The sequence below is a fragment of the Pseudodesulfovibrio sp. genome (assembly GCF_028692895.1).
Taxonomy (GTDB): domain Bacteria; phylum Desulfobacterota; class Desulfovibrionia; order Desulfovibrionales; family Desulfovibrionaceae; genus Pseudodesulfovibrio.
Map to the genome: position 1 here is coordinate 14373 of NZ_JAQUWN010000007.1, position 10242 is coordinate 24614.

At 69.9% G+C, this 10242-nt stretch carries 7 protein-coding genes; all 7 read left to right on the top strand.

Features of this window, described 5'->3' with window-relative positions:
• Window positions 1-594: 594 nt before the first annotated feature.
• The 7 genes from PHP91_RS03155 to PHP91_RS03185 all read left to right on the top strand — a co-directional run bounded on the left by PHP91_RS03155 (window position 595) and on the right by PHP91_RS03185 (window position 10134).
• Window positions 595-2094 (top strand): TolC family protein, encoded by a 1500-nt coding sequence (locus tag PHP91_RS03155; protein ID WP_300136727.1) that lies wholly within the window; start codon window positions 595-597, stop codon window positions 2092-2094.
• Complete coding sequence (locus PHP91_RS03160) at window positions 2091-3002, top strand: efflux RND transporter periplasmic adaptor subunit (protein WP_300136730.1); 912 nt, start codon at window positions 2091-2093, stop codon at window positions 3000-3002. Before PHP91_RS03155 ends, PHP91_RS03160 begins: the two co-directional genes overlap by 4 nt.
• Window positions 2986-3333, top strand: coding sequence for a DUF3467 domain-containing protein (locus tag PHP91_RS03165; protein ID WP_300136733.1), 348 nt, complete (start codon window positions 2986-2988; stop codon window positions 3331-3333). The genes PHP91_RS03160 and PHP91_RS03165 overlap by 17 nt, the downstream gene beginning before the upstream one ends.
• Window positions 3308-5212 carry an HlyD family efflux transporter periplasmic adaptor subunit gene (locus tag PHP91_RS03170; protein WP_300136736.1) on the top strand — a complete coding sequence of 635 codons (1905 nt, stop codon included), beginning with the start codon at window positions 3308-3310 and terminating at the stop codon, window positions 5210-5212. The genes PHP91_RS03165 and PHP91_RS03170 overlap by 26 nt, the downstream gene beginning before the upstream one ends.
• Before the next feature lie 73 nt (window positions 5213-5285).
• Window positions 5286-7490, top strand: a complete 2205-nt coding sequence (locus PHP91_RS03175; protein WP_300136739.1) for an HlyD family secretion protein — start codon at window positions 5286-5288, stop codon at window positions 7488-7490.
• Between the two features lie 15 nt (window positions 7491-7505).
• Window positions 7506-9485 (top strand): prepilin peptidase, encoded by a 1980-nt coding sequence (locus PHP91_RS03180; protein ID WP_300136742.1) that lies wholly within the window; start codon window positions 7506-7508, stop codon window positions 9483-9485.
• Between the two features lie 31 nt (window positions 9486-9516).
• Entirely contained in the window at window positions 9517-10134 is a 618-nt protein-coding gene (locus PHP91_RS03185) for a LuxR C-terminal-related transcriptional regulator (protein ID WP_300136745.1), read from the top strand.
• The last annotated feature ends 108 nt before the right edge of the window (window positions 10135-10242 follow it).

Consider the following 10242-nt stretch of genomic DNA (forward strand, 5'->3'; position numbering starts at 1 on the left):
GCCGTGGTCCTTCGGGGCCCTTGCCGCGCCCGGCGACCGGGCTTTGTCGCCGCATGGAAGGGGCTAACCGTCGCATTTCGCCTTTTTTCCCCTCTAACCGGCTGTCCTGTCCTGATAATTGTTGTATTTTTTATGATAACATGCTGATTTTCAAAAGAAAAAATAATTAACACCCTAACCATACGGAATCACTGAATTTCAGTTGTGGCTATCACCTTGGGTGATATTGCCGCAAAAAAATCGGAAGGCTAAACATGGTTCCTTCTCCCTGGGCCAGGAGGACCGGACGGGTGTTCGGTCCGGCGTGCCCAGGGCGCAACGGTATTCGCCGAATGCCCGATTTCGGCAACGAGAGGAGGGCGGCGGGGCGAATCCATGGTGGCGGTGATGATCCCGTGAGGCCTTCCGGCCATGTCCCGAGCTTTTCGGTGTCGCTCAGCCGGGTGCGGCCGTCCGGAGGAGCCTCCGGTCCCGCCTGATTTTCTTCGAATGGCAGCAGCGTATGCCCGGCCGGTTCGGCGGCGCGGGCTTTCGGCAATCCCCAGTGGAGGACAGTTCATGCGTCCAGTTCGTTCATTTTTTTGGAAACAGGCCGTGGCGGCCGCGCTTTTCCTGGCGCTCGCCTGCGCCGCTCCGGCCGGGGCGGCGGACGGGGCGTCCGGCGACGTGCGGATGACCCTCGCCGACGCCATTGGTACGGCGCTGGCCCACAACGAGGACGTCCAGGAGAGCTTCCGCCGGATCAGCGCGGCCGAGGCATCCGCCCTGGTCGCCCGCGGAGCTTACGACCTCAACGTGTTCAGCGCGGGCCGGTACGGCAGCTTCACTTCCCTCGGCGCGGCCGACTATTCCCCCGCCCAGCTCACCAACGCGTCCAAGTCCTACGGCCGGTTGGACACCGGGCTGCGCCAGCACGTGGCCACGGGCGGCACGGTCTCCCTTTACAACACCTATTCCCACGAGAAGATGCTCGGAACCAGCGGGCTGCCGAAGAACCTGGAGAAGAGCTACGTCACCATCGAGCTGGCCCAGAGCCTGCTCAAGAACATCGGCGACAAGGAGAACCAGGGGGCCATCGAGAAGGCGGTGCTGGCGGTCCAGGACAGCCAGGAAGCCAGGGACCTGGTCGTCTCCCAGGTGGTTCTCGCCGTCATCCGCGCCTACTGGCAGCTCGACAACGCCTGCAACAACGTGGAGGTGGCCCGCCAGATTCTCGGCATGGCCCGCGAGGTGCAGCGGCGCGAGGCCGTGCGCTTCGACCAGGGGCTGTCCCAGGGCGTGGACGTGGAGCGCGCCAACCAGGCCGTCAAGCAGCGGGAGTACGTCGTGCTCCAGTACGAGCGCGACATGGCCGTGGCCCAGGAGCAACTCGCCCTGCTGCTCAACTATCCGGGTTATTCCCACGAGACCACGATCATCACCGCCTCCACGCCCAACGGCGACGTGGACCCGCTGCCCGACGAGCGGGAGTCCCTCGTCACAGCCCTGAAGAACCGCTACGAGCTCAAGCAGCTCGCCATCCTCCTCAAGCAGCTCAACATCGAGTACGACGTCAACCGCAACAAGCTCCTGCCGACCCTGGACGCCACGGTCGGGGCCACCAGCTCCAACGGCAACGACTACCTGAAGGGCGGCGACAACTTCAAGGACACCGACGACAAGGCCAGTTGGTTCGTGGGCCTCTCCTTTTCCTACCCCCTCCAGAACCGCGAGGCCGAGGGCAACGTCACCAAGACCGAGGAGCTGATCCGCATCTCCAAGGACCGGATCAGCATGACCGAGCGTTCCGTCCAGACCGAGGTCCGGGAGGCGCTGCACAACCTGGTCCTGGCCCGGTCCGGCCTGCCCGTGGCCCGCGCGGCCCGCGAGGCGGCTGTGATGACCAAGGAGGGCGAGGAGAAGCGGTTCGAGCTGGGCGGGGTCAACAACCGCGACCTGCTCACCTCCCAGGACGCCCTGGGACGGGAGGAGATCACGCTCTACACCGCCATCGTCAACTACAACATCGCCCTGGCGCAGTACAACTACGCCTGCTCCCAACTGCTCGACAAATGCCACATCACGGTGGACGACAAGGAGGCGAGCATCCAGTGACCGCTCCGCGCCGTCCGTTCCGGCCCTGTTGGGCCGGGCCGCTCCTGGCCCTCGCCCTGCTGGCCCTGCCGCCGTTCCTCCCTTCCGCCGCCCGCGCGGGCGACCTGGAGGCGAGCGGCGTGACCCGGCCGCAGTACAACGCGCAGCTCAGCTTCGCCGCGCCCGGCAGCGTCTACGGGATCGCCGTGAAGCCGGGCCAGGCCGTCAGGCAGGGGGACCTGCTCATGCACCTGGACTCGCGCGCGGAGGACAGCCGCATCGCCCAGCTCAAGAGCGAGATCGCGAGCAGCATCAAGGTCCGCACCCTGGATACCCGGATCAAGCAGGCCCAGCTCGACATGGACCGCTACGGCGAGGCCCTGCGCCACAAGGCGGCCACGGTCATGGAGTACCAGCACGCCCAGCTCGCCTTCGACCTGAGCCGTCTCGCCCTGGAGGAGGAGCGGTTCCGCATCGAGCAGCTCCGGCGCGGCCTGAGCGAGCTGGAGGCCCAGCGCGACCACCTCTACCTCTACGCCCCGTGCGACGGCTTCGTGGAGGACGTCGCGGTGGAGAAGGGCATGGCCGTGGACCGCAACGTCCCGGCGCTCAGGCTCGTGGCCATCGACCCCATCCTCGTGGACCTGACCCTGCCCGTGGACGAGGCCATGCGCCTGCGGATCGGCGACCGGGTCGAGGTGCGCCAGCCCGGCGCGGAGACCGTGCTCGCGGGCGAGGTGGACCAGATCGCCAAGATAGCCATTCTTTCCAACCGGACCCTGAAGGTGCGCGTTCACGTGCCCAACCCCCGGAAGATGCCGGTGGGGCTCATGGTCACGGTCCGTTTTCCCGGCATCGACGCCGGCGCGCGCGCCGACGCGGCCACCACCGACACCAACCAAGGAGAAATCTATGAGTCAGGAAAATGAGAACCAGCAGATTCGCCTCAACGTCAACGCGGACAAGATGAACACGGTCTACGCCAACGCCTTCCAGACGCACTCCACCCCGGAGGAGCTGCTGCTTTCCTTCGGCATCAACCAGACCCTGCCCTCCCAGGAGGAAGGCGTGGCCGCCGACATGATCCTGCAGTTCACCGACCGCATCATCATGAACCACTACACGGCCAAGCGGTTGACCCTCTCGCTGCTCCAGAGCGTGCGCGAGCACGAGGAGCGGTTCGGCGTCATCGAGCTGGACGTGTCCAAGCGGCTGCACCAGACGGCGGGAACCGATGACGGCGGAAAGTCGCACCAATAGGGAGCGGGAGGGAAGGAAGTCCGCCCACCGGCTGGACGGACTCATCGCCTCCCTGGCCGCCGCCAAGGGCCCGGAAGCGCTCTTCCGGGTGATCTGCGACCTCGGCTGCGAGGCCGCGGGCGCGGTGGGCATCGCCCTGCTCGCCCGGCAGCGGGGCAAGGTCCGGGTCGTGACCTCGTCGTCCCCGCCCGCGGAGGGAGGGGAGACGCCGGTCTGGCTGCTGGACCTGGCCAAGTGCTACGGCCAGATGCTGGCCGAGAACAGTCAGAGCGTGGCCCTGGGCGCCGGGCCGGACTGCGGCTACGGCGTGTTCGTGCCCCTGGCCTCGGGCGAGCAGGGCAGCCTGGCGCTGGCGGCCTACGTCTACGGCGGCCGCCAGATCCGCCTCCAGAGCGTGGGGGACATCCTCCAGCTCGTGCGTGCGGGCCTGCTGGTGGCCGAGCGGGGCGGAACCAACGGCGCGGCCGCCGCAACCGAGGGGCAGGGCGGCGACACGGCCCTGCTCGACGTGGTGGACATCGTGGGCGAGGTGCAGGGATGCACCCGGTTCTTCGAGGCGGCCACCACGCTCTGCGCCCAGGTGGCGCGCAAGTTCGAGTGCCGGCGGGCGGCCCTGGGCGTGGTGCGCGACCATCACGTCAAGGCCGTGGCCCTGGACCAGATGGACAGCTTCGCGCGCGGGACGCGGAGCGTCCGCCAGCTTGAGGAGGTCATGCAGGAGGCCCTGGACCAGGACTGCATGGTCCTCTACGCGGCCGAGGGGGAACCCGAGGTCGCCGGGGTCATCAACCGCGCCGCGCGCGAGCTAGCCACCCTGGCCAACGCCCGGCGGGTCCTGACCATCCCCCTGCGCGGGCCGGACGGCGTCCGCCTGGTCATGGCCCTGGTCATGGACGGCGAGTCGCTCTCTCCCCGGCTCCAGGATTCCCTGGCCCTGGTCTGCCGCCTGGCCGAACCCAGGCTGCGCGACCTGGAGCGGGCCGAGGAGCTGCCCCTGAAAAAGGCGTGGCGGTACGTGCTGCTCAAGTCCGCCGACGTCTTCGGGCCGCAGCGCACGGCCCTCAAGCTCGGGGCCGCCGTGCTCGGCTCCTTTCTCTTTTTCTCGCTGATCATCCCCGGCGAGATCGAGGTGGCGGCCCCGGTCGCCATCGAGGGGGTGCACAGCTACACCCAGACCGCGCCCATGGACAGCTACCTCTACGAGGTGGACGCCCGGCCCGGCGACGAGGTGAAGAAGGGCCAGCTCCTGGGGCGGCTGGAGGCCACCGAGGTATCCCTGGAGATCGCCGAGTTGGAGGCCCAGAAGAACATCAACGCCAGCCAGGCCGACCAGTACCTCCAGGAGGGCAAGGACGCCGAGGCCGCCATCGCCCGCCTGGAGGAGCGGCGCACCGAGGCCAACCTGGCCTGGGCCCGCGAGCGCATGGGCATGACCGAGCTCCGGTCCAGCGTGGACGGCTTCGTGGTCTCGGAGGACATGTTCCCGCGCCTGGGCCAGCCCGTGCGCCGGGGGCAGAAGCTCTTCGAGATCACGGACACGGCCTCCCTGCGCGTGGTGGCCCACGTGGCCGAGGCGGACATCAGCGACATCGGCCGCGCCGTGGCCGGGGGCGCGGCGCCGGGGGCCTTCACCCTGACCGCCTATCCGGACCAGCGCATCCCCTTCACCGTGGAGCGCATCCATCCCTTCGCCACGGTGGAGGACGGGGAGAACGGCTTCGAGGTCCGGGGGCACATCGACCGGGTCCCGGAGGGCATCGTGCTCCGGCCGGGCATGGAGGGGCACGCCCGCATCGACGCGGGCTCCACCCCGCTGCTGGCCCTGTGGACGCGCAAGCTGGCCAATCGGGTCCGATTGCTCTGGTGGCGGTGGTTCTGATTTTTCCCGGTCCCGGCGCGCCGCGCGCCGGGCCGGAGCCGCCGGGGAAACCGCCCCGGCATGGGGAGACGCAGTGGCGACAGGCACCAGCCGCGAACGGCAGAGCACATTTCACGACCAGTGGTATCTGGTGGAGAACCTCGCCCCGGCCCTGCGGCCGGAGGTGACGGTCCGCCGCCAGACCTACTGGGGCGCGCCCTGGTACATCCTGAGCGAACCGGACAACAACGCCCATTTCCGGCTGGCGCACGGGGCCTACGCCTTCGTCTGTCTGCTGGACGGGCGGCGCACGGTGCAGGAGGCCTGGGAGGCGTGCCAGGAGAACGGCGACGAGGGCCTGACCCAGGGCGAGGTCATCGCCCTGCTCGGGCGGCTGCACGCGGCCAACCTCCTGCTGCTCGACATGCCCGCCGACACCGAGAACCTGCTCCGCCGCCGCCAGGAGCGGCGGCTCAAGAAGCTGGGCGGCACCCTGTCCTCGTTCCTGTTCCTGCGCATTCCGCTGTGGACGCCGGACGCCTTCTTCACCCGCCACCAGCGCATCGGCGGCCTGCTCTTCCGGCCCGCCGGGTTCGCCTGCTGGCTTCTGCTCATGGTCCTGGCCGCCCGGTCCCTGCTCCTGGGCTGGCCCCAGTTCGCCCTGGAGGCGCGGGAGACCCTGAACCCGGCCAACCTGCCGTGGGTCTACTTCGTCATCATCCTGGCCAAGATTGCGCACGAGTGCGGCCACGCCTTCGCCTGCAAGTACTTCACGGCCCGGGACGGGCTGACGGGCGACGTGCACAGCATGGGCGTCATGCTCATGCTCTTCGCGCCCGTGCCGTACATCGACGTCAGCAGCAGCGTCCAGATCCGCTCCAAATGGCGGCGGGCGGCCATCGGTCTGGCCGGGGTCTATGCCGAGCTCTTTCTCGCCTTCCTGGCCGTGCTGCTCTGGTCCGTCACCGCCGGGGGGACCAGCCTGCACCTCCTGGCCCGCAACTGCGTCATCATCACCTCGGTGACCACGCTCCTGTTCAACGTGAACCCGCTGCTGCGCTTCGACGGCTACTTCGTGCTCTCGGACCTGCTCGGCCTGCCCAACCTGTACCAGCGCTCCCAGGCCTACGTGGTCTACCTGTTCAAGCGCTACGTCCTGGGCGTGGACAAGGCGGCCTCGGTGGTCCACCGGCGCAACGAAAAGGTCCTGTACCCGGTCTTCGCCACGGCCGCCTTTCTCTACCGCACCCTCATCACGGTGAGCATCTTCCTCATCCTGGAGGACAACTTCGCCTCCCTCGGGCTGCTTCTCTCGCTCGGCCTGTTCTGCGTCTGGTTCGGCTTCCCGGCCGTGAAGGGACTGGCCTACCTGGCCGCCGGGCCCGAGCTCTCGGGCACGCGGGAAAAGGCCGTGCTTCGCTTCGGGGCGCTTTGCGCGGTCCTGGCCGTGCTGCTCCTCGGGGTCCCGGTGGAGAGCGCGGTGACCGTGGAGGGCGTGGTGGAGAGCCGCGACCGCCAACTGATCTTCGCCGAGGTGGAGGGCACCCTGGCCTCCTACGCGGCCACGGACACGCGGGTGGCGCGCGGCAAGTCCGTCATCGTGACCATCCGCAACCCCGGCCTGGTGGCGGAGTGCAACCGCATGGCCCTTTCCGTGGCCGTGGACCGGGCCAGGCTGGAATACGCCCGCGAGCGGGGAGACATGGACCGGGCGGGCATGGAGGCCCTGGCGTACCGCGCCTCCCGCCGCCAGTTGGCCATCCTGCGCGCCCAGGTGGCCCGCCAGGCGATCCGCTCCCCGGTGGACGGGGTATGGGTGGCCCCGGAGCTCTCCCGCCGCGACGGCGAGTGGATCGGCAAGGGCGACATGCTCGGCAGCATCTATTCCCCGGACAAGCTGCGGCTGCGCGCCGTGGTGGACCAGTTCGACGCGGCCCGGCTCTTTGCCGAGCCCATCGTCCGGGCCGAGTTCTGCGTCTCGGGCCGGATGGACGTTCGCGGGCGGGACGGCGGGCTGTTCCCGGCCACGCCCGAGGGCCCGCCCACCCCGGCGGGCCGCCGGGAGCTGATCCATCCCTCCCTGTCCATGCGGGCCGGGGGGGACATCCTTACGGTGGAGGGGCAGGGCGGCGAGGAGATGGCGGCCAGCCGCTTCTTCGAGCTGCGGCTGCTTCCGGCGGCGGGGGCCGCGTCCATGCTCCGGCCCGGCGGGCGGGTCCTGGTCCGGCTGGTCTTCGGGGAGCGGCCCATGGCCATGCAGTGGATGCGCCGCGCGCGCCAATTCTTCACGGCCCGGTAGGGCGAGGCGGTCAACATGGGTTTTGCGGACGGCTATCTTTTCGACCAGGTCTTCGCGGGGCGGGACAGGCCCCGGTTCATCCCCCTGGGGTGGGACTGGCTCGTGGCGCGCACGGAGCTCTTCTTCGCGCCCAGGCCCGAGACCGCCCGGCTGCTGGAGCAGGCCGGGGCCGTGCTCGCCCTGGAGGCGGAGACGGCGGCCCTGTCCGGCCGGGAGCTCACGGCAGGCCTGGAGGAGATGCGCGCCGTGTTCCGCCTGGGCCGCGAGGGGGAGGACGACCTGCTCCGGGCCATGGCCCTGGTCCGGGAGACGGCCTGGCGGACCCGGCGCGAGCTGCCGTACCTGCCGCAGGTGGCCGGGGCCCTGGGCATCCTCCAGCACTGCATCGTGGAGATGGCCACCGGCGAGGGCAAGACCCTGACCGCCGCCCTGGCCGCCGCGGTGGCGGGCTGGCGGGGCAAGGGGTGCCACGTGGTCACCTCCAACGACTACCTGGCCGCGCGCGACGCCGAGACCATGACCGGCTTCTACGCCGCCTGCCTGGTCTCCTGCGGCTCGGTCTCCCAGGACAGCACGCCCGACGAGCGCCGCGCGGCCTACGCGAAGGACGTCACCTACCTGACCAGCAAGGAGGCCACGGCCGACTTCCTGCGCGACCAGATGGCCCTGGGCACGGTCCGCACCCACGCCCGGGTCCTGGCCCGCGCCCTCGCCGGCGGGGAGGTGCCGGTTCTTGTCCAGCGCGGGCTTTCCTGCGCCATCGTGGACGAGGCGGACTCGGTGCTGTGCGACGGCGGCAGCACGCCGCTCATCATCTCCGTGCCCAAAGACAACGCCCCGAGCGCGGAGCAGTACCTGGCCGCATCGGCCCTGGCCGAGACGCTCCGGATCGGCGTGCACTACCGCGTGAACCGGCGGTTCCGCGAGGCGAGCCTGACCGACGCGGGCCGCCGCAAGGTGGCGGAGAGCCTCAAGGGGCCGCGGCCCTGGGCCAGGCGCAACCGGGCCGTGGAGCTGGCGCTCCAGGCCGTGGAGGCGCGCGAGTTCTTCCAGGCGTCGGTCCAGTACGTGGTCCGCGACGGCAAGGTGGTCATCGTGGACGAGGCCACGGGCCGGACCATGCCGGACCACGAGTGGCGCGACGGGCTGCACCAGGCCGTGTCCGCCAAGGAAGGGGTGGAGGTCGTGCCCCCGCGCGCCACCAGCGCCCAGACCACCTTCCAGGACTTCTTCCTGCGCTACCGGAGCCTGGGCGGCATGACCGGCACGGCCTGGGAGGCCAGGGGGGAGTTCCTGCAATTTTTCCGGCTCGCCGTGGTGCGCATTCCGACCCACCGCCCCTGCATACGCCGCGTGTGCTACAGGGCCTTCCATGTGACGAACGATGAAAAGATCCGCGACATCGTCGCCAACGTCGCACAGGAACACGAAAAGGGAAGGGCCGTGCTGGTGGGCACCAAGTCCATCAGCGCCTCGGAACAGGTCTCGAAGGCCCTGCGGCAAGCCGGAATATTCCACGAGGTGCTCAACGCCGTGCAGCACGGGCGGGAGGCGGAGATCGTGGCCCTGGCGGGCCGCGAGGGGGCCGTCACCGTGGCCACCAACATGGCCGGCCGGGGCACGGACATCAAGCTGGACGATCGGGTGCGCGAGAGCGGCGGGCTGCATGTCATCCTGACCGAGCTGCACGGATCGGTCCGCGTGGACCGCCAGCTCCACGGCCGGGCCGGACGCCAGGGCGACCCCGGCTCCGTGGCCGAGATCATCGGCCTGGAGGACGACCTCTTCGCCACGCTGCCCCGCTGGGCCCGCCGCGCCCTCACCGCGCTGCTCCGGACCGGCCGGGCGGAGCGGCAGGCGCGCCGCGCGGCCTGGATCGTGGCCCGGCTGCTGCAACGGCTCGGCGACTACAAGGCCTTCCGGATGCGCCGGCGGATGGTGCGCAGCAAGCGCCAGTTCGCGGACATGATCAGCTACAGCGGCGGGGAGCGCTGAAACCCCGGCCACGGCCGGGCAGGAGTGAACCATGAACGGAAACAACCGGGAAACCGAACGCAAGAAGATCCGGGCGGACCGCCTCAACATCGGGGCGTGCATCTATACCCCGCAGGTGCCCAAGCGCGGCCTGCCGGAATACGTGGCTCCCTCCCGGGCCGAAGCGCCCGTGGCCGCCGGGGGCGAGTGCATCGCCTCGCGCGCCGTACTGCCGCTGGGCCCCTCCGGCGGGGACTGGGAGTCCCTGGTCCGCACCGCCCTGGGCAGGGGCGGGGATGGGGACGCGGACACCCGGCTCGACGCCCTGATCCAAGCCATCGCCGAGAACGGGCAGGACGCGGAGCCGCTCCTGCGCGTCCTGCGAGAGAAGGGGGCCAGCGACCCTCGCCTCTCCGGAGTGGCCGACGCCCTCCAGGCCCGCCTGGGTTGCACGGCCGAGATTCCCTGCGTCGCCGCCCTGGCCCCGCGCGAGCGGGAGGTGCTGGAGCTGGCGGCCAGGGGCGAGAGCAACGCGGACATCGCGCGCGGCCTGAACCTGCGGACCATCACCGTGGCCAAGGCCCTGTCCCGCGCCTATCGCAAGCTGGACGCCAGGAACCGCACCGACGCGGTGCACAAGTGGATGCTCCTGCGCGGCCCGGAACGCTGACCCGCCCCCCCCTGGCCGGGGGGCGGCCGCCCGCCCCGTTTGCCGCCCGTTTTTTCCCGTCCCGTCCCGCCCCCTTTCCCCAGTGAGAAAAAACGCAACTATTTTTTG

Bases quoted from the DNA above. Each gene is read 5' to 3' on its own strand.
- PHP91_RS03165 (WP_300136733.1), top strand. From the start codon at position 2,986: ATGAGTCAGGAAAATGAGAACCAGCAGATTCGCCTCAACGTCAACGCG.
- PHP91_RS03185 (WP_300136745.1), top strand. From the start codon at position 9,517: ATGAACGGAAACAACCGGGAAACCGAACGCAAGAAGATCCGGGCGGAC.
- PHP91_RS03180 (WP_300136742.1), top strand. From the start codon at position 7,506: ATGGGTTTTGCGGACGGCTATCTTTTCGACCAGGTCTTCGCGGGGCGG.
- PHP91_RS03170 (WP_300136736.1), top strand. From the start codon at position 3,308: ATGACGGCGGAAAGTCGCACCAATAGGGAGCGGGAGGGAAGGAAGTCC.